Raw genomic sequence first — 19,224 nt, 5'->3', positions numbered from 1 at the left:
CCACCGCCACCTGCCACGGAGCCGGTTCCGGTTCCTGGTACGCCGGTTCCTGGTCCGTTTGCGTTGCTCGGTGGCGCGGGGCTCGGGAGCGTGGGGTGGCTCTGGCCGTTGCCGGGGACCGCGGGGGCGCCGGGACGGGGTACGGCGCCGTGCCAGGGGTTCGACCGGTCCACCCCGTACGGGTCGGCGATCTGGCCCGGCGGCGGAGTGCGCTCCACGCCGTAAGCGGAGGTCTGCCCGGCCTCGGCGTCGCTCCCGTCGGGCCGGGGCCGCGGTGCGGGCAACCCCGCACTCTGGCCGTCCCGTTGTTCCTCGTGCACGCGCGCCGCGGCTCGCGCACCGGCGCGATAGGCCGCGATGGCTCCGGCCCGGGCCGCCCTCACGTCATTGCCGGTCTCCAACGCGCGTCGCCCCGCGACCTGCGGTTGGGCCACGGACGCAGCGGCCGCACCGCCTCCGGGCGCCGCCTCGACGGCGGCCGGACCGTCACCGGGAACCCGCGTACCGGGCAGGCCGGGGGAACCGGTCCGACCCGGGTGACCCGCCTGATTCGCCTGACCGGGCCTAGCCGATGGACCCGGCGGACCGTATTGACCGGGCTGACCGTATGGACCTGGCGATCCCGCCGAGCCGGCGGCCGACCCGTAAGCGGAACCGGAATCGTCCCCCTCTGCGCCCTCGCCCCCCTCACCCTCCGCAACCGGCACCGGGTCGTACCCGCACAGCGCCTCTTCGGCCGCCCCGGCCGCGAGCCCCGTGAGCATCACCCGGCCGTCGTCGCAGACCAGCACCGTACGCACGGTGATGTTCCGGTGCACCCACCCGTGCGCGTGCAGTACCCGCAGTGCGGTCAGCACGTCGGCGGCGACCTCGGCGGCCCGGTACGGACTCAGCGGCCGGTCCGCGAGTAACGCCGCCAGCGGCCGCGCGGCCACCAACTCACTCACTATCCACAGCGAGCCGCCATCGGCGAACACGTCGAAGACCTGGTCGAGCCGGGGATGGTCGGGTATCTGCGCCGCTGCCTGCGCGGCCTCGATCGCGCGTCGGACGGCGGGCTCGGCGGGCCGCCGTGTGGGCCGCGCGGCGGCCCGCCGCACCCCGGCGTCCCACGCCACGAACCCGTCGGGCAAGCCGTCCGCGTCGAGCACCTCGGCCTCGACGACCTCGGGCAACGGCACCTGCCTGACCAGGACTTCCTGCCCGCTGTACGTGTCGAAGGCGCGGCTCTCGGCGAGTTCGTACTCGTCCGAAGGCGGCAGCGGCAGGCGGTAGCGGTCGGCGAGTACCCGTCCCGCATAGTCGTCCACGATGCCTCCCCCGGCCGCCCGGTTGGTCAATTCCGTTCGCCACACGTCCCGTTATGGCCGCAGATGTGGCTGCGTACGGTCCGCAACCACTCACGATACGTGCCGGAGGCAACCCGGAGTGAGGTGATGCGAGATCTCAAGACTCCCGTATCCCTCTTGTATCCCTCAGGCCTTCGGTTCGAACGTCCTCGTCAGCGTCTGCCATGTCTCTCTGCGAAGGTCGCTGTCCCATTGCGACGCCTTTGCGGTGTACATGAGCGCGTGACCGAGGTGGTCGTTGACGACGAACCCACGGTCGATCGACCGGTACTTCGTCCCGCCCTCGACATACGTGAACTCCCAGTCGGCCGCGTTCCAGCCGCGGTAGCCCACCTGCTCTATTCGGATCTTCTCGTACTGCGACCGCCGCATGAACTGCTCTTGGCTCTTCCAGTCCGCCACCGGGTCGTCCTTGGGCGTGGACGTCCAGGCGACCAGGAGTTCCTGCCCGTCAGGACCGGTGAACCTGTCCCCGCTCGCGCTCGTGGACTGGTACTTCCATCCCTTCGGCAGCCCGATCGAGTACCCCTGGCTCGCCTTGTACGTCGACACGGCGGTGTCCTTCGAACCCCCACCACTGCCGTCGTCGTCCGAACTGCCCGACCCACTCGGCGCACTCGTGCTCGGCGTGGTCCCCGAGGTCGCGCCCCCGGTGGCGGAGTCCGGCTTGTCACCGTCGTCCGAGTCCGTACCGCTGTTCTCGTCCTGCTTGGTGCCGCTCCCGGCGGTCGCCCCGCTGGACGCGGACGTGTTGCCTCCGCTCTTGTTCCCCTTGGCTCCGGCGTCGTCATCGCCACCCAACGTGACCGCGAGGACCGTGCCGAGCACGGCGAGCACCACGACCACCGCGACGATCAACAACGTCCGCCGCGACACCACATCACTGAGCGGCGCCCTCGGGGTAGTGAGCGGAGACGTTCCGCCACCGGCGCCTGAAGCCCCGCCCGCCGCAGCGGAGTTGACCCCGCCGGAGCTCAGCCCGGCGGAACCCGACCCGGCGGCGACCCGGTCAGGAGCCTCCGCCGCGGCCTCGGCCTTCTCCTCGGCGGGCGTCTCCGCGCTCGATGAAGCCGCACCGGGGGAAGACGTCGCATCCCGGGAAGCGGAGTCACTCTGGACAGCCGAGTCACTCTGGGCAGCCGCACTCCCAGAAGCCGAGTCGCTCCGGGCAGCCGCACCCGCCGCGTCCTCCCCGGAAGAGCCCGTGGAGTCGGCAGGATCGGCGGAGTCGGTTGAGCTGGGGGTGTCAGTAGAACTGGGGGCGTCAGTAGAGCTGGGGGCGGCGGAAGGGCCGTCGGGCTTCCCGCGCACCCCGGCCACCGCCGCTGATGCCGCCCCAGCCGACCCCGCCGCACTCTTCCGCACGGAACGGAACGCCCCGCGCAGCCGCTCCGCCGCCTCCTCGCCCTTCTTGCTCGCCTTGCCTGCCCTGGTCCCGAAACCGCCTCCGGACCCACCGCCCGAGCTTCCCTTCCGCGAAGGAGCGTCCGGCACGTCGGGCAACGGCACGACCTTCGTCGCATCCGCCGGCTCGGGCTCGGTCTCCTCGGGCTCGGGGGCGTGGATCACCTCGGTGAGCATCGCCCGCGCACCCACCTCGTCGAGCCGCTGCTCGGGATCCTTCACGAGCAGTCCGGAGATGACCTTCTCCAACGGCCCGGCGTTCTTCGGCTGCTCGAGCGGCTCCGTCATCACCGCGGTGAGCGTCGCTATGGCGGACCCCTTGTCGTACGGCGGCACACCCTCCACCGACGCGTAGAGCAAGCCGCCGAGCGACCACAGGTCGGCCGCGGGCCCCGGCTTGTGGCCGCGCGCCCGCTCGGGCGAGATGTAGGAGGGCGCGCCGACGAGCATGCCGGTCGAGGTGATGGACGGGTCGCCCTCGACCTGAGCGATGCCGAAGTCGGTGAGCACGACGCGGCCGTCCTCGGAGATGAGCACGTTCGACGGCTTCACGTCACGGTGCAGGATGCCCTCGCGGTGCGCGGCACGCAGTACGTCGAGGACGGCGAGCCCGACTTCCGCAGCGCGCTTCGGGGTGAGCAGCCCGTCCTCACGGATCGCCTCGGCGAGGGACTTGCCCTCGATGAGCTCCATCACGATCCACGGCCGGTTGTCCTCGTCGACCACGTCGAAGACCGTCACGGCGCCGTTGTTCCGGATGCGCGCGATCGCCTTGGCCTCACGCAGGGTGCGCGTGATCAGCCGCCGCTTCTCGTCCTCGTCGATGCTCGACGGGAACCGCAGCTCCTTGACGGCGACCGTCCGCCCCAGCGTCTCGTCCTTGGCCCGCCACACGGTGCCCATGCCGCCGCGGCCAAGGACTTCTCCCAGCCGGTACCGCCCGGCGAGGAGACGTTCGCTCTTGCCCTGACGGGATGCCCCGCTCCGCTCCGCCTCCGACATGCGTCCCCTCATGCAACCCGCCCCGACAGAACCTCCATTGTCCCTCACCCGACGACCAGTCAGCGCCCAGGGGCCCACACAAACGGAATGCACCCCACACCCGAGCAGTCCCTCACACGCGAACCGCCCGACACCCGACGCGAGCCACCCGTCCTACGGGAACCACCCGCCACCCGGTGCAAGCCCTCTCACCAGGGAACGCCCAACTTTCGGCGCGAGCCGTCCCGAATCCTGCGCCGCGACTGATGGGCCGCGACAAGGAAGGACCGTGATGCCGCCGTTGAGGACACTACTTGCCTTTCCTGTGTCCCTGACCCTCCTCGGCCTGGCCCCGACCGCCTCATCGACCCCCGTGCCGCCGGCCTCACACAACAGCTCCCGACACCCGTTCGAGTGGCATTCGCCGCCCCGGAGCCATGCCGCGGCCCACGACCCACGACCCACGCCCCGGAACCGCACTACAGCGGCACGATGTCCGGCGCCCCCAGCCGTGCCGCGTCGGCCGTCAGGTCGTCCGGCTGCCGCTGTGACTCCCGCTCGGCCTCCACCCGCTTCTCGTAGTGCTGCACCTCGCGCTCGATCTGGTCCTTGTCCCAGCCGAGCACCGGCGCCATCAGCTCCGCGGCCTCCCGCGCGCTCCGCGTGCCGCGGTCGAAGGTCTCGATCGAGATGCGCGTCCGCCGGGTCAGTACGTCGTCCAGGTGCCGCGCCCCCTCGTGCGAGGCGGCGTACACGATCTCGGCGCGCAGATAGTCCTCGGCCGCCGGCAACGGCTCGCCCAGCGAGGTGTTCGCGGCGATGAGGTCGAGGACCTCCTCGGCGAGGTCCCCGTACCGGTTCAACAGGTGTTCCACACGCACCACATGGAGCCCGGTCCGCGCGGCGATCCGCGCTCGCGCGTTCCACAGCGCCCGGTATCCCTCGGCGCCGATGAGCGGGATGTCCTCGGTGACGCAGTCCGCGACGCGCTGGTCGAGGCCGTGCACCGCCTCGTCCACGGCGTCCTTGGCCATCACGCGGTACGTCGTGTACTTGCCGCCCGCCACGACCACCAGCCCCGGCACCGGATGCGCCACGGTGTGCTCGCGCGAGAGCTTGCTGGTGGCGTCGGACTCTCCGGCGAGCAGCGGCCGCAGGCCCGCGTACACCCCTTCCACGTCGTCGCGTGAAAGCGGCACCGCCAGTACGGAGTTGACGTGCTCCAGGAGATAGTCGATGTCCGCGCTGGACGCCGCCGGATGAGCCTTGTCCAGGTCCCAGTCGGTGTCCGTCGTGCCCACGATCCAGTGGCGCCCCCACGGGATCACGAACAGCACGGACTTCTCGGTCCGCAGGATCAGCCCCGTCGTCGAGTTGATCCGGTCCTTCGGCACGACCAGATGGATGCCCTTGGACGCCCGTACGTGGAACTGCCCCCTCTCCCCCACCAGTGCCTGGGTGTCGTCCGTCCACACCCCCGTGGCGTTGACGACCTGCTTGGCGCGGATCTCGTACTCCCCGCCCGCTTCCACGTCCTGCACCCTGGCCCCGACGACGCGTTCGCCCTCGCGCAGGAAGCCGGTCACGCGCGCGCGGTTGGCGACCTTCGCGCCGTACGCCGCCGCCGTGCGCACCAGGGTCGCCACATAGCGGGCGTCGTCCATCTGCGCGTCGTAGTACTGCAACGCCCCGACCAGCGCGTCCTTCTTCAAGCAGGGCGCCACGCGCAGGGCGTTGCGGCGCGTCAGGTGACGGTGCACCGGCAGCCCGCGCCCGTGGCCGCGCGCCATCGACATGCCGTCGTAGAGCGCGACGCCCGATCCGGCGTACAGCCGCTCCCAGCCCTTGCGCTGCAGTGGATAGAGGAACGGCACGGGTTTGACGAGGTGGGGGGCCAGCCGCTCCAGCAGCAGGCCGCGCTCCTTCAACGCCTCTCGTACGAGCGCGAAGTCGAGCATCTCCAGATAGCGCAGGCCACCGTGGATCAGCTTGCTCGACCGGCTCGACGTGCCCGACGCCCAGTCACGCGCCTCGACCAGGCCGGTGGACAGGCCACGGGTCACGGCGTCCAGCGCGGTGCCCGCACCGACCACGCCACCACCCACGACCAGCAGATCCAGCTCGCGCTCGGCCATTGATGCGAGTGACTCGGCGCGCTCCGCCGGCCCCAGTGTCGCTGTCCTCACCGCTGCCTCCCGCTTTTTCGTCGCGCTGGCCTCATCAGTTCGGCGAGGCTCGGCTCACATCCCCCATGCCCAAATTCTGACGGGCTTGCCCGCCTTCGGCCACCACCCATCGCCAGCCTGTGGACAACCCTCGGCGACTCGCAAGGAATCACGACCGAGCAATACCGTAAATCGGTCATATTTACTCCTAGTCTGACATTGCGCTCGCCCGTTCTGTCCACAGGGCTTGCGCCCTTGTCCCGCTTCGGCTACTGGGAAGGACGGCCCACCGCCATGCCCGCAGATCTCGCCGTCATCGGCCTCGGCCAGCTCGGCCTGCCCCTGGCCCAGGCCGCCGTCACCGCCGGCATCTCCACGCTCGGCTACCAGTGCGGCGACCCCGCGCCGCTGGCCGCCCCCGACCTGCGCCGGATGCTCTCGGGGGGCTTCCGACCGGCCACCGACCCCGCCGAACTCGGCCGCGTACGCACCGCCGTCATCTGCGCGCCGACCCCGCGCGGCGCGGACGGCGGACTCGACCTCGGCCAACTGACCACCGGCGCCCGCACCCTGGCCACATGGCTGCGCCCGCACACCACGGTGATCCTGGAATCACCCGTGTACCCGGGGGCCACGGAGGAATTCCTGCGGCCTCTTCTCGAAGAGGGTTCCGGGCTGCGCGCGGGCCGCGACTTCCATCTCGCGTACTCGCCCAGCCGTGTCGACCCGGGCAACCGCGACCGCACCCCCGCCAGCACTCCGAAGGTCATCGGCGGCCTCACCCCCGCCTGCACCGAGTCGGCCGCCGCCTTCTACGGCCGGCTCACCGACAAGGTGGTACGCGCGCGTGGACCACGCGAAGCGGAAACCGTGCAGCTCCTGGAGACCAACTACCGGCACGTCAACATCGCCCTGGTCAACGAAATGGCCGTCCTCTGCCACGAGTTGGGCGTCGACCTGTGGGACGTCATCCGCTGCGCCGAGACCAAACCATACGGCTTCCAGGCCTTCCGCCCCGGCCCCGGAGTCGGCGGCCACGCCGTCCCCAGGGACCTCACGGGCCCCAGGACCCGCGCCCTGCGCATGGTCGAACTGGCCCAGCAGGTCAACGACCACATGCCCCAGTACGTCATCCAGCGCGCCGCCCAGCTCCTCAACGAACACGGCAAGTCGGCCCGAGGCGCACGCGTACTGCTCCTCGGCGTCACCTACAAGCCGGACCACGCCGACCAACAGGGCTCGCCCGCCCGGGAGATCGCGACCCGCCTGATGGAGCTGGGCGCCGCGATCAGCTACCACGACCCGCACGTACCGTCCTGGAGCATCCTCGACCGCCCGGTCCCGCGCGTGGACTCCCTCTACGAGGCGGCAGCCGACGCCGACCTCACGATCCTGCTCCAGCAGCATCGGACGTACGACCTTCAGGGGTTGTCGGTGAAGGCGCAGTTGCTGCTGGATACGCGGGGGGCTACGCCTACGGGGGCGGCGCACAGGTTGTGAAGGGGGGCGCGTGTGGGTGCTTGTGCCTCCGGGGCTGGTGGCGCGGGGCCCTGTCGCGTCGGTAGCGTACGAGACCGGGAACCCGCCTCTGTTTGCCCGGTGGCGGGCTCTCGACGGTTATGGGTGTCCGCCCCCAGTTGGTGTAGGGGCGGTCGCTCACCATCCGATAGATCCGCAAGATACACCTCCTCCAGCGCCACGCCGCCCAAGGGGGAATCCGGTACCGTACAAAAGGGTGGAGCCCACCGCAGCAGGCACTGCGGCAGGCTCCTGAACGGGTTGCGGGTGTCCGCCCCTAGTGTCTATAGGGGCGGGCGCTCACCGTCCATAAATTCGCAAGATCCACCTCCTCCGGCACTTCACCATCCGCAAACGGATCCGGTCCCAGCGGGTGGGCTTGCGATGGCGGCCCATAGGCGGCCCCCTTCCACGACGCCACCCAGCGGCCCGGTAGGCGGCACGTCGGAACTCGGGCCGGGCCCCGAGGGCCGGGGTCCGGAACCATGTCCTTGGAAGGGGGCGCCCCAGACAACTGAGTCGCCGAATGTGGACACTATCGCCCTCCTACGTCCGTTCAGCCCACATTCGCCCCGAACGCAACCACGCGCCCCCTCCCACAAAACGCGCCCCCACCAGCCCACTTGGGCACAGCAAAGGGGCCCGGTCGCCCACACAGGCAACCGAGCCCCTCCCTCCGCTCAAGCCGAGCGCAGCGTCACGTCACCGCTTGTGCTGCGAGTCCGCCACCGTCACCTCGACCCGCTGGAACTCCTTCAGCTCGCTGTACCCGGTCGTCGCCATCGCCCGCCGCAGCGCCCCGAAGAAGTTCATCGACCCGTCCGGCGTGTGGGACGGCCCGGTGAGGATCTCCTCGATGGTGCCGACGGTGCCGAGGTCGACCTTCTTGCCGCGCGGCAGCTCTTCGTTGACCGCCTCCATGCCCCAGTGGTGGCCCTTGCCTGGCGCGTCCGTGGAGCGCGCGAGCGGGGAGCCCATCATCACGGCGTCGGCGCCGCAGGCAATGGCCTTGGGGATATCGCCGGACCAGCCGACACCGCCGTCGGCGATGACATGCACGTACCGGCCGCCGGACTCGTCCATGTAGTCCCGGCGCGCGCCCGCGACATCCGCCACCGCCGTCGCCATGGGCACCTGGATGCCCAGTACGTTGCGCGTGGTGTGCGCGGCGCCGCCGCCGAAGCCCACCAGGACGCCGGCCGCGCCCGTCCGCATCAGGTGCAGGGCCGCCGTGTACGTGGCGCAGCCGCCGACGATGACGGGGACGTCCAGCTCGTAGATGAACTGCTTCAGGTTCAGCGGCTCGGAGGCGCCCGACACGTGCTCGGCCGACACGGTCGTACCGCGGATCACGAAGATGTCGACGCCCGCGTCCACGACGGCCTTGGAGAACTGGGCCGTGCGCTGCGGCGAGAGCGCGGCCGCGGTGACCACGCCCGAGTCGCGCACCTCCTTGATGCGCTGCCCGATCAGCTCCTCCTTGATGGGAGCCGCGTAGATCTCCTGAAGGCGGCGGGTCGCGTTGTCGACGTCCAGCTCGGCGATCTCGTCGAGAAGCGGCTGCGGGTCCTCGTGCCGGGTCCAGAGGCCTTCGAGGTTCAGTACGCCGAGGCCGCCCAGCTCGCCGATGCGGATGGCCGTGGCCGGCGAGACGACCGAGTCCATGGGGGCTGCCAGGAAGGGCAGCTCGAAGCGGTAGGCGTCGATCTGCCAGGCGATCGAGACCTCCTTCGGGTCTCGCGTACGGCGGCTGGGGACGACGGCGATGTCGTCGAAGGCGTACGCCCGGCGGCCGCGCTTGCCGCGCCCGATCTCGATCTCAGTCACGTTCTGTGGCCTTTCCCTCTTCGTCTCAGCGTCTTCCAGTATCCCCGACGCCTATGACAAGGGCGGCCCCGGAACCTCCGGGGCCGCCCTCATCGTGCTGCACGCGCGCGTGGATGCCGTTTACGGCGTCGTACGACTACTTGTTGCGGCTGTAGTTCGGCGCCTCGACCGTCATCTGGATGTCGTGCGGGTGGCTCTCTTTGAGGCCCGCCGAGGTGATCCGTACGAACTTGCCGTTCGCCTGGAGCTCCGGAACGGTGCGGCCGCCGACGTAGAACATCGACTGGCGCAGACCGCCGACCAGCTGGTGGACGACCGAGGAGAGCGGACCGCGGTAGGGAACCTGGCCCTCGATGCCCTCCGGGACGAGCTGCTCGTCGGAGGCGACGCCCTCCTGGAAGTAGCGGTCCTTGGAGAACGACTTGCGGTCGCCGCGGGACTGCATGGCGCCCAGGGAGCCCATGCCGCGGTACGACTTGAACTGCTTGCCGTTGATGAACATCAGCTCGCCCGGGGACTCCTCGCAGCCCGCGAGCAGCGAGCCCAGCATGACCGTGTCGGCGCCCGCGACCAGGGCCTTCGCGATGTCGCCGGAGTACTGCAGGCCGCCGTCGCCGATGACCGGGACTCCGGCCTCCTTGGCGGCGAGCGACGCTTCGTAGATGGCCGTCACCTGCGGTACGCCGATGCCGGCGACCACCCGGGTCGTACAGATCGAGCCGGGGCCGACACCGACCTTGATGCCGTCGACACCGGAGTCGATGAGCGCCTTGGCACCCTCGCGGGTGGCGATGTTGCCGCCGATGACGTCGATGCCCGAAGAGTTCGACTTGATCTTGGCGACCATGTCGCCGACGAGCCTGGAGTGGCCGTGCGCGGTGTCGACGACGATGAAGTCGACGCCGGCCTCGATGAGGGCCTGGGCGCGCTCGAAGGCGTCACCCGCGACGCCCACGGCGGCACCGACGAGCAGACGCCCCTCGGCGTCCTTCGCGGCGCTCGGGTACTTCTCGGCCTTCACGAAGTCCTTGACCGTGATGAGGCCCTTGAGGACACCGGCGTCGTCGACGAGCGGCAGCTTCTCGATCTTGTGGCGGCGCAGCAGCTCCATGGCGTCGTTGCCGGAGATGCCGACCTTGCCGGTGACCAGCGGCATCGGTGTCATGACCTCGCGCACCTGGCGCGAGCGGTCGGTCTCGAAGGCCATGTCGCGGTTGGTGACGATGCCGAGCAGCTTGCCGCCGCCGTCGGTGACCGGGACGCCGCTGATGCGGAACTTGGCGCACAGCGCGTCGGCCTCGGCGAGCGTCGCGTCCGGGTGCACCGTGATCGGGTCGGCGACCATGCCGGACTCGGAGCGCTTCACCAGGTCGACCTGGTTGGCCTGGTCCTCGATGGAGAGATTGCGGTGCAGCACGCCGACGCCGCCCTGGCGGGCCATCGCGATCGCCATGCGGGACTCGGTGACCTTGTCCATCGCGGCGGACAGCAGCGGGATGTTCACCCGCACGTTCTTGGAGACGTGCGAAGCGGTGTCGATCTGGTCGGGCGCCATGTCCGACGCGCCCGGCAGCAGCAGCACGTCGTCGTAGGTCAGCCCGAGTGTCGCGAATTTCTCGGGCACTCCGTCGACGTTGGCAGTCATGACACCTTCCCCAAATGGCCTTGATCGGTGCGGATGTCCATGCTAACGGGGAACAGGGGGCTCTGATTCCACACCGGGGCTCAGCGGCTGCTTCCCGGGTTCGTAGGTTCGTACGGGCCGGGTGGCTTCTTCGTTCACCACCTGCCCTGACTCCCGCGAACCGCAGATCCCGGAAGTCGGCCCCGCTGGGGCTGGCCCTACTGCTCGGCCAGCGCCCTCAGGCGGCTCAGTGCCCGGTGCTGCGCGACCCGGACCGCCCCCGGTGACATCCCCAGCATCTGCCCCGTCTCCTCGGCCGTGAGGCCCACCGCGATCCTCAGGAGCAGCAGCTCGCGCTGGTTCTCCGGAAGGTTCGCCAGAAGCTTCTTGGCCCACTCGGCGTCGCTGCTGAGGAGAGCGCGCTCCTCGGGGCCGAGGGAGTCGTCGGGCCGCTCGGGCATCTCGTCCGAAGGCACGGCCGTCGAGCCGGGATGGCGCATCGCGGCGCGCTGAAGATCGGCGACCTTGTGCGCGGCGATGGCGAAGACGAAGGCTTCGAAGGGGCGCCCGGTGTCCTTGTAGCGCGGCAGTGCGAGCAGCACCGCCACGCAGACCTCCTGCGCCAGGTCCTCGACGAAGTGCCGTGCGTCACCCGGCAGCCGGGACAGCCGGGCACGGCAGTAGCGCAGCGCGAGGGGGTGGACATGGGCGAGCAGGTCATGCGTGGCCTGCTCGTCGCCGTCGACAGCACGATGGACGAGCGCACCAATCGCCCCTTGGGCATAAGCCGCCTCGTCGTCGCGCATCGGTCCATGGTGCCTTGGCGTCGTCCGATCCGTGGCACCGCGTCCGTAGTTGTGCACCGAAGCGTTATGAGCAGGTGCGCCGGAACTCATATCCTGCGCCCTCCCCTCCCGCTCGACCGACTCGTCCCCGAGGAACTCCACACCTCAAGGATGCGGCATCCGCGGCGAAACGAGCAGCGGGCACCCGGCGGGCCCCTTCGCGACCCCCGCCCACCATGCGGTAGGCGGGGATTTTCATACCCCCGCTGGACCTCACCTAGCGGACCAGGCCCCACCGAAAACCGAGCGCCACCGCGTGCGCGCGGTCCGAGGCGCCCAGCTTCTTGAAGAGGCGCCGGGCGTGGGTTTTGACGGTGTCCTCCGAGAGAAACAACTCACGGCCGATCTCCGCGTTCGAACGGCCGTGGCTCATGCCCTCCAGCACCTGGATCTCACGCGCGGTGAGCGTCGGCGCGGCGCCCATCTCGGCCGAACGCAGTCTGCGCGGGGCGAGCCGCCAGGTCGGGTCGGCGAGCGCCTGGGTCACGGTCGCCCGCAGCTCCGCGCGCGAGGCGTCCTTGTGCAGATAGCCGCGGGCACCGGCGGCCACGGCGAGCGCCACACCGTCCAGGTCCTCGGCGACGGTGAGCATGATGATGCGCGCACCGGGGTCGGCGGACAGCAGCCGCCGGACTGTCTCCACGCCGCCCAGACCGGGCATGCGTACGTCCATCAGAATCAGGTCCGAACGGTCGGCGCCCCAGCGGCGGAGGACTTCCTCGCCGTTGGCCGCCGTCGTCACGCGCTCGACGCCGGGCACGGTCGCGACCGCGCGGCGGAGCGCCTCTCGGGCAAGCGGGGAGTCGTCGCAGACGAGGACGGATGTCATGGCCGCCCTCCGCAGCTGATGCGCGTCACCTTGAGCCTCCAGGCTGGTACGAATCGTCACCTGTGCGGTCGACACTCGCCGACGGACTCTGCCGTCTGCCCGAGCGTTTGTTCCTTCAACCGCCTCAGCACTCTCAACGACGGTCACTCGAAAGAGTTACGGGGCGGTGAGCCATCTTCGGCACTCTACGTGAGGGTGCGGACACGGTGCATACACCCACAAGGGACCCTCAAGGTTTCATCACAAGGCATGCCCCATTCAGCCGTTTTTCTTCCCATTCGCTGGTGTCTGTAGCTAGATTCGCAATGAGTCATATTTTCATCTCCTTAGATCGTAGATACGCGATCATGGGCATGTATCCGCCTGAACGGCCACAAGGGGACAACGCAATGGCAGATTTCTCCCGCCTACCCGGACCCAACGCGGATCTGTGGGACTGGCAGCTCCTCGCGGCCTGCCGCGGAGTCGACAGCTCCCTGTTCTTCCACCCGGAGGGCGAGCGCGGAGCAGCCCGGAGCGCCCGCGAGAACTCGGCCAAAGAGGTCTGCATGAGGTGCCCGGTGCGCGCGGAGTGCGCGGCCCACGCACTGGCGGTACGCGAACCGTACGGAGTGTGGGGCGGCCTGACCGAGGACGAGCGCGAAGAGCTCATGGGACGGGCACGCAACCGGCTGGTGTCGGCCTCGGCACCGAGTGGGGGCACGTCGTCGAGCAACTGAAGGAACGTTTCTGCATGGGCACGCACACGCGTGCCCCTACTTTTCTGCCCGAAGGATGCCCCCGGGGAAGCCCCGGAGGATGCCCCCGGGGGACGTCTGAGGACGCCCTTTTCAGCGCACCGCGGCGCGGGCCAGCTGGTTCAGCGTGGCCGCCACCGCGGGCACCTGGGACAGGTCCGGCAGTGTGAGCGCGACGATCTCCCGACGGACCGCGGGTTCCACCGTCACCGTGCGGGCCTTCTTGGGGCGTACGGACTCGATGGCGAGCTCCGGCAGGACGGCGACGCCGAGGCCCGCCCCGACCAGGCCGACCACCGCCGGGTAGTCGTCGGTCGCGAAGTCGATACGGGGGGTGAAGCCGGCGCTCTCGCAGACCTCGACGAGTTGGCCGCGACAGCGCGGGCAGCCCGCGATCCACGGCTCGTCGGCGAGTTCCCCGATGGCGACCGACTCCGCGCGGGACAGCCGATGCCCCTCGGGCACGAGCCCGACGAGCCGGTCCATGAGCAGAGGCCGTACCACCAGGTCGTCCCACTCCTCGGCGCCCGCCGCGCCCTCGTACCGGAAGGCCAGCGCCACGTCGCAGTCGCCCTCGCGCAGCATCTCGACCGAGCGCGGCGGCTCGGCCTCTTCGAGGGAGACCCGGGTGCCGGGGTGCGCGGCGCGCAGGGCGGCCAGCGCGGTCGGTACGAGCGTGGAGCTGCCGCTGGGGAACGAGACCAGACGGACGCGGCCCGCGCGCAGGCCCGCGATCGCGGCGACCTCCTCCTCGGCGGCGGTGAGTCCGGCGATGATGCCCGCGGCATGGCGTACGAGCGCCTCGCCGGCCTGCGTCAGGCGCATCTCACGGCCCGTGCGGATCAGCAGCGGCGTACCGACGGAGGCTTCGAGGGCCTTCATCTGCTGGCTGACGGCGGGCTGTGTGCAGCCCAGTTCGCGCCCCGCCGCCGAGAAGGAGCCGGTGGCGGCCACGGCGCGCAGCACACGGAGATGACGGGCCTCGATCACCTCTTGAGCATAAGCGAATCTTGGACACGACGATGAATATTGCGTCGCGCCTTTGGTCGTCCATCGCCTAGCGTGCCGACATGAAGCTTCTGTCTATGAATCTGGGCCGGCCGACGGTCGTCGACCACACGGATCACCCGGACGGCGTGACCGGGATCGACAAGCGGCCCGTGGACGGGCCGGTGCGGGTGGCGGCGCCCGGGCCCAAGGGGGTCGGCGCCAGTGGTGTGGCCGGGGACGCCGTGTGCGAGACGCGGCATCACGGCGGGGACCACCAGGCCGTGTACGCCTTCGCGCGCGAGGATCTCGACGACTGGGAGGGCGAGTTGGGGCGGCCGCTGGCCAGCGGCACGTTCGGCGAGAACCTCACGACGGAGGGTCTTGACGTGTCCGGCGCGAAGATCGGCGAGCGCTGGCGCATCGGGTCCGAGGTCGTTCTCGAGGTCACCAGCGGGCGGATTCCCTGCACCACCTTCCAGGGCCATCTCGGGGAGAAGGGATGGGTCAGGCGGTTCACGCGGAAGGGGGCGCCCGGCGCGTATCTGCGGGTGATCGAGCCGGGGGAGATACGGGCCGGGGACCCGATCGAGATCGTGCACCGGCCGGACCACGAAGTGACCGTGGCCTTCCAGTTCCGCGCGGTCACGACCGAGCGGGAGCTGCTGCCGCGGCTGCTCGCGGCGGGCGATGCGCTGCATCCGGAAGCGATCGAGAAGGCGCAGGCGTACCTGGCGCGGCAGACCTGACGGGCCGTCGGTCCGACTGGGAGCGGAATCCGGGACTCCGGTGCTCTCAAGTGGGCGAACCTCAATAACCTTGGTCCATGACAACGGCTCTGATTACGGGATCGACCGCGGGCATCGGCGCCGCCTTCGCGCGGCATCTCGCCTCCGACGGCCACAACCTCGTGCTGGTGGCGCGTGACACGAAGCGGCTCGGCGAGCAGGCGACCGAGTTGCACGACCGGCACGGCATCGAGGCGGAGGTGCTGGCGGCGGACCTGGCGACGGACGACGGTATCGAGGCGGTGGCCGGCCGCCTCTCCGACCGCAAGAACCCGGTCGACCTGCTGGTCAACAACGCCGGCTTCGGCAACAAGGGCCGCTATCTGGACGTACCGATGGCGGACGAGCTGAAGATGCTCAAGGTGCACTGCGAGGCGGTGCTCCGGCTGACCTCGGCGGCCACGGAGTCCATGCGGGACCGCGGCCGCGGCGGCGTCGTCAACGTCGCGTCGACGGCTGCCTTCGTGCCGCGCGGCACGTATGGCGCGTCCAAGGCGTGGGTCGTGCAGTTCACGCAGGGCGTGGCGAGGGACCTGGCCGGGTCCGGGATCCGCCTGATGGCCCTGTGCCCCGGCTTCGTGCGCACGGAGTTCCACGCGCGGGCCGAGATGGGCACGGACAACATCCCCAACTGGATGTGGCTCGACGCCGACAAAGTGGTCACGGCGGCTCTCGCGGACCTGGCCCGCGGCAAGTCGCTCTGCATTCCCGACCCGCGCTACAAGGCCCTCATGGGCATCGTGAAGGTGGCTCCGCGGGGACTGGTCGGGGGGATCAGCTCGAAGGCGGGGCGGAAGTACGGGCCGCGGTGAAAGCGGATGTACGGGCCGCAGTGAAAGCAGTCGTACGGGCCGCAGTGAAATACGAACCGCAGTGATGTACGGGCCGCCAGTAGAACCCGGTCGCCGCAAGAGGGTCACTCGTTCAACTAAGACACCCTGAGGCGATTTTCACTAAAATGGGGGTATTCGACCGGATCCAGGGGGGACCGGAGGCGGCGTCATGACCTTTGTACAGCTCATCGACTGCAAGACCAGCCGGTTCGACGAGATGAATCGGCTCATGGACACCTGGGTCGAGCGGACCAAGGGGAAGCGAACCGCGACGCACAGTCTGATCGGCAAGGACCGGTCCGACTCGTCGCACATCATCGAGATCGTCGAGTTCCCGTCGTACGAGGAGGCGATGCGGAACTCGAACCTCCCCGAGACGGACGAGGTCTTCCGGGAGATGGTGGCGCTCTGCGAGGAGATGCCGACGTTCACGGACCTCGAAGTCGTACGGGACGAGCAGCTGAACGCGGCCAATATCCGCAGGCTCTTCGAGGCGATGGGCACGAAGGGTGAACTGCCCCCGCTCAACGATGTGATCGCGGAGAACTACCACGACCACGATCCCACGAACGACCAGGACACCATCGGACTGGACGCGATTCGGCGCGAGATGGAGATGTGGCGCGGGGCGTTCGACTTCACGTTCACTCTCGACGACCAGATCACCGAGGGCGACCGGGTCTGTACGCGCTGGACCTGGAACGGCACCCACAAGGGTGACTTCCTGGGGATTCCGTCGACCGGCAGGCAGGTCAGCATGACCGGGACGACCATCTTCCGCTGCCAGGAGGACGGCAAGGTGGTCGAGGGCTGGTGGCAGTACGACCGGCTGGGGCTGATGGCCCAGCTCGGCGTGCTCGACCAGCTCGAGATCTAGGCCGGCAGCCAAGTCGGGCAGCACGAAGGCCCGGTACCCCGAACACGGGGTACCGGGCCTTCGCCGGGCGCCGTCAGGAACGTACCGCCCTGGTGGTCGACAGTGGTCGACGCTCAGTGGGAGTGACCGTGGCTGTGGCCCCCGGCCTCCGGCTCCTCGTCGGCCGGCTTCTCGACGACCAGGGTCTCGGTCGTCAGAAGCAGGGAGGCGATGGAGGCGGCGTTCTCCAGAGCGGAGCGGGTGACCTTGACCGGGTCGATGACGCCCTGCTTGACCAGGTCGCCGTAGTCGCCGGTCGCGGCGTTGAAGCCCTGGCTCTTGTCGAGCTCGGCGACCTTGGCGGTGATGACGTAGCCCTCGAGGCCCGCGTTCTCCGCGATCCAGCGCAGCGGCTCGACGACGGCCTTGCGGACGACGGCGACACCGGTGGCCTCGTCGCCGGTCTTGCCGAGGGAGCCCTCCAGGACCTTCGCGGCGTGCACCAGCGCGGCGCCACCACCGGAGACGATGCCCTCCTCGACCGCGGCACGGGTTGCGGAGATGGCGTCCTCCAGGCGGTGCTTCTTCTCCTTGAGCTCGACCTCGGTGGCCGCGCCCACACGGATCACGCACACGCCGCCGGCGAGCTTCGCGAGGCGCTCCTGGAGCTTCTCGCGGTCCCAGTCGGAGTCGGTGGTCTCGATCTCGGCCTTGATCTGGGCGATGCGGCCCGCGACGTCCTCGGACTTGCCGCCGCCGTCGACGATCGTCGTGTCGTCCTTGGTGACGGTCACGCGGCGGGCGGTGCCCAGCACGTCAAGACCGACCTGGTCGAGCTTGAGGCCGACCTCCTCGGCGATGACGGTGGCACCGGTGAGGGTGGCCATGTCGCCGAGCATCGCCTTGCGGCGGTCGCCGAAGCCGGGGGCCTTGACGGCCACCGCGTTGAACGTGCCGCGGATCTTGTTCACGACCAGGGTCGACAGGGCCTCGCCCTCGACGTCCTCGGCGATGATCAGCAGCGGCTTGGAGGAGTTGGTCTGGATGACCTTCTCCAGCAGCGGCAGCATGTCCTGGATGGAGGAGATCTTGCCCTGGTGGATCAGGATGTACGGGTCGTCGAGGACGGCCTCCATGCGCTCCTGGTCCGTCACGAAGTACGGCGACAGGTAGCCCTTGTCGAAGGCCATGCCCTCGGTGAAGTCCAGCTCGAGACCGAAGGTGTTGGACTCCTCGACGGTGATGACACCGTCCTTGCCGACCTTGTCCATCGCCTCGGCGATGAGCTCGCCGACCTGCGGGTCCTGGGCGGACAGACCGGCGACGGCGGCGATGTCGGCCTTCTCGTCGATCGGGCGCGCGGTGGCCAGCAGGTCCTCGGAGATCGCGGCGACGGCCGCGTCGATGCCCTTCTTCAGCAGCGCCGGGGAGGCACCCGCGGCGACGTTCTTCAGGCCCTCGCGCACGAGCGCCTGGGCGAGCACGGTGGCGGTGGTCGTACCGTCACCCGCGATGTCGTTGGTCTTGGTCGCCACCTCCTTCACCAGCTGGGCACCGAGGTTCTCGTACGGGTCCTCGACCTCGACCTCGCGGGCGATGGTGACACCGTCGTTGGTGATGGTGGGCGCGCCGAACTTCTTGTCGATGACGACGTTGCGGCCCTTGGGGCCGATCGTCACCTTGACCGTGTCGGCAAGCTTGTTGACGCCGCGCTCAAGGGCGCGACGGGCGTCCTCGTCGAACTTCAGGATCTTCGCCATGGAGCTGAGTCAGTCCTCTCGATTGCGATCCTCGACCGCTCCCCCTGGAGCGGCCGCCATCGCGGACAACGAACCGCGCCCCCGGCGCCCGGCTTCTTAATGGTCGCGGGGGCCAGGGGCGCAGTTCTGAGCAAAAGCAATCTGCTTCGGTGAACTTCGGTGAATTACTTCTCGATGATCGCGAGCACGTCGCGAGCCGAGAGGACGAGGTACTCCTCGCCGTTGTACTTCACCTCGGTGCCGCCGTACTTGCTGTACAGCACGATGTCGCCGGTGTTCACGTCGAGCGGCAGGCGCTCGCCGTTCTCGAACCGGCCCGGGCCAACGGCGAGGACGACGCCCTCCTGGGGCTTCTCCTTCGCGGTGTCCGGGATGACCAGGCCAGAGGCCGTGGTCTGCTCGGCCTCGACGGCCTGGACCACAATGCGGTCCTCGAGCGGCTTGATGGCAACCTTGGAGCTGGCGGTCGTCACGATCCGACCTCCCCCTTCGGAGATCTCACGGGGTTAACTGTCTGAGGTGGCGACCAGGTCGATCCGTCGTCGCGGGTGCCGGACCTGCCCGTCGCTTTGTTGGCACTCTCCACTGGGGAGTGCCAGACCTGAGACTATGACCGGGATTAGCACTCGGTCAAGCGGAGTGCCAATCGCCTCCGGCGTGGCGCGGCTTTTGGGCACCCGGAGTTGGTGGCGCCGTGCCCTGGGGGCTCCGCCCCCAGACC

At 69.6% G+C, this 19,224-nt stretch carries 15 protein-coding genes; 5 read left to right on the top strand and 10 right to left on the bottom strand.

The window, feature by feature from the left end; translation table 11 throughout:
• From G5C60_RS39485 to G5C60_RS39475, 3 genes are all read right to left on the bottom strand, one after another.
• Window positions 1–1,310, bottom strand: a 1,310-nt coding sequence (locus G5C60_RS39485; RefSeq protein ID WP_165267040.1) for a protein kinase, incomplete at its 3' end; no start/stop codon positions are given.
• Window positions 1,311–1,475: 165 nt separating this feature from the next.
• Window positions 1,476–3,755, bottom strand: a complete 2,280-nt coding sequence (locus tag G5C60_RS39480) for a serine/threonine-protein kinase (RefSeq protein ID WP_165267038.1) — start codon at window positions 3,753–3,755, stop codon at window positions 1,476–1,478.
• A gap of 458 nt (window positions 3,756–4,213) precedes the next feature.
• Window positions 4,214–5,920 carry an FAD-dependent oxidoreductase gene (locus tag G5C60_RS39475; RefSeq protein WP_165267036.1) on the bottom strand — a complete coding sequence of 569 codons (1,707 nt, stop codon included), beginning with the start codon at window positions 5,918–5,920 and terminating at the stop codon, window positions 4,214–4,216.
• A 273-nt stretch (window positions 5,921–6,193) separates the two neighbouring features.
• On the opposite strand from G5C60_RS39475, the gene G5C60_RS39470 reads away from it, so the two are divergent.
• A complete protein-coding gene (locus tag G5C60_RS39470) occupies window positions 6,194–7,399 on the top strand; it encodes a nucleotide sugar dehydrogenase (RefSeq protein ID WP_165267034.1) in 1,206 nt (401 codons plus the stop codon).
• A 720-nt stretch (window positions 7,400–8,119) separates the two neighbouring features.
• Here G5C60_RS39470 and G5C60_RS39465 read toward each other — a convergent pair.
• The 4 genes from G5C60_RS39465 to G5C60_RS39450 form a co-directional block, all read right to left on the bottom strand.
• Entirely contained in the window at window positions 8,120–9,244 is a 1,125-nt protein-coding gene (locus tag G5C60_RS39465; RefSeq protein WP_165267032.1) for a GuaB3 family IMP dehydrogenase-related protein, read from the bottom strand.
• Window positions 9,245–9,380: 136 nt separating this feature from the next.
• Window positions 9,381–10,889, bottom strand: coding sequence for an IMP dehydrogenase (guaB, locus tag G5C60_RS39460; protein ID WP_165267030.1), 1,509 nt, complete (start codon window positions 10,887–10,889; stop codon window positions 9,381–9,383).
• A gap of 197 nt (window positions 10,890–11,086) precedes the next feature.
• Complete coding sequence (locus tag G5C60_RS39455) at window positions 11,087–11,674, bottom strand: sigma-70 family RNA polymerase sigma factor (protein ID WP_165267028.1); 588 nt, start codon at window positions 11,672–11,674, stop codon at window positions 11,087–11,089.
• A gap of 256 nt (window positions 11,675–11,930) precedes the next feature.
• A complete protein-coding gene (locus tag G5C60_RS39450) occupies window positions 11,931–12,542 on the bottom strand; it encodes a response regulator transcription factor (RefSeq protein ID WP_003948568.1) in 612 nt (203 codons plus the stop codon).
• A 389-nt stretch (window positions 12,543–12,931) separates the two neighbouring features.
• Between G5C60_RS39450 and G5C60_RS39445 the strand changes: the two genes are divergently transcribed.
• The gene (locus G5C60_RS39445; RefSeq protein ID WP_165267026.1) at window positions 12,932–13,261 is read left to right on the top strand and encodes a WhiB family transcriptional regulator; all 330 of its coding nucleotides are present in this window, start codon (window positions 12,932–12,934) and stop codon (window positions 13,259–13,261) included.
• A gap of 111 nt (window positions 13,262–13,372) precedes the next feature.
• Here the strand turns inward: G5C60_RS39445 and G5C60_RS39440 are convergent, their stop codons facing one another.
• A complete protein-coding gene (locus G5C60_RS39440; protein ID WP_165267024.1) occupies window positions 13,373–14,269 on the bottom strand; it encodes a LysR substrate-binding domain-containing protein in 897 nt (298 codons plus the stop codon).
• Window positions 14,270–14,349: 80 nt separating this feature from the next.
• Here G5C60_RS39440 and G5C60_RS39435 point away from each other — a divergent pair, with 80 nt between their 5' ends.
• The 3 genes from G5C60_RS39435 (at window position 14,350) to G5C60_RS39425 (ending at window position 16,764) form a co-directional block, all read left to right on the top strand.
• Window positions 14,350–15,015: an MOSC domain-containing protein gene (locus G5C60_RS39435; protein ID WP_165267022.1), complete on the top strand. Its 666-nt coding sequence runs from the start codon at window positions 14,350–14,352 to the stop codon at window positions 15,013–15,015.
• A 77-nt stretch (window positions 15,016–15,092) separates the two neighbouring features.
• The gene (locus tag G5C60_RS39430) at window positions 15,093–15,866 is read left to right on the top strand and encodes an SDR family NAD(P)-dependent oxidoreductase (RefSeq protein ID WP_165267020.1); all 774 of its coding nucleotides are present in this window, start codon (window positions 15,093–15,095) and stop codon (window positions 15,864–15,866) included.
• Window positions 15,867–16,056: 190 nt separating this feature from the next.
• Entirely contained in the window at window positions 16,057–16,764 is a 708-nt protein-coding gene (locus G5C60_RS39425) for an ester cyclase (RefSeq protein WP_165267018.1), read from the top strand.
• Between the two features lie 113 nt (window positions 16,765–16,877).
• Here G5C60_RS39425 and groL read toward each other — a convergent pair whose 3' ends face one another.
• Both groL and groES read right to left on the bottom strand, forming a co-directional pair.
• Window positions 16,878–18,503, bottom strand: coding sequence for a chaperonin GroEL (groL, locus tag G5C60_RS39420; RefSeq protein WP_165267016.1), 1,626 nt, complete (start codon window positions 18,501–18,503; stop codon window positions 16,878–16,880).
• 164 nt (window positions 18,504–18,667) lie between these two features.
• Window positions 18,668–18,976, bottom strand: coding sequence for a co-chaperone GroES (gene groES, locus G5C60_RS39415; RefSeq protein WP_033323236.1), 309 nt, complete (start codon window positions 18,974–18,976; stop codon window positions 18,668–18,670).
• Window positions 18,977–19,224 lie beyond the last annotated feature (248 nt).

Origin of the sequence: Streptomyces scabichelini (assembly GCF_011045015.1) — a bacterium.
Classification (GTDB): domain Bacteria; phylum Actinomycetota; class Actinomycetes; order Streptomycetales; family Streptomycetaceae; genus Streptomyces; species Streptomyces scabichelini.
Note: the sequence above shows the minus strand (reverse complement) of the source record. Positions and strands in the feature narration are given on the sequence as shown.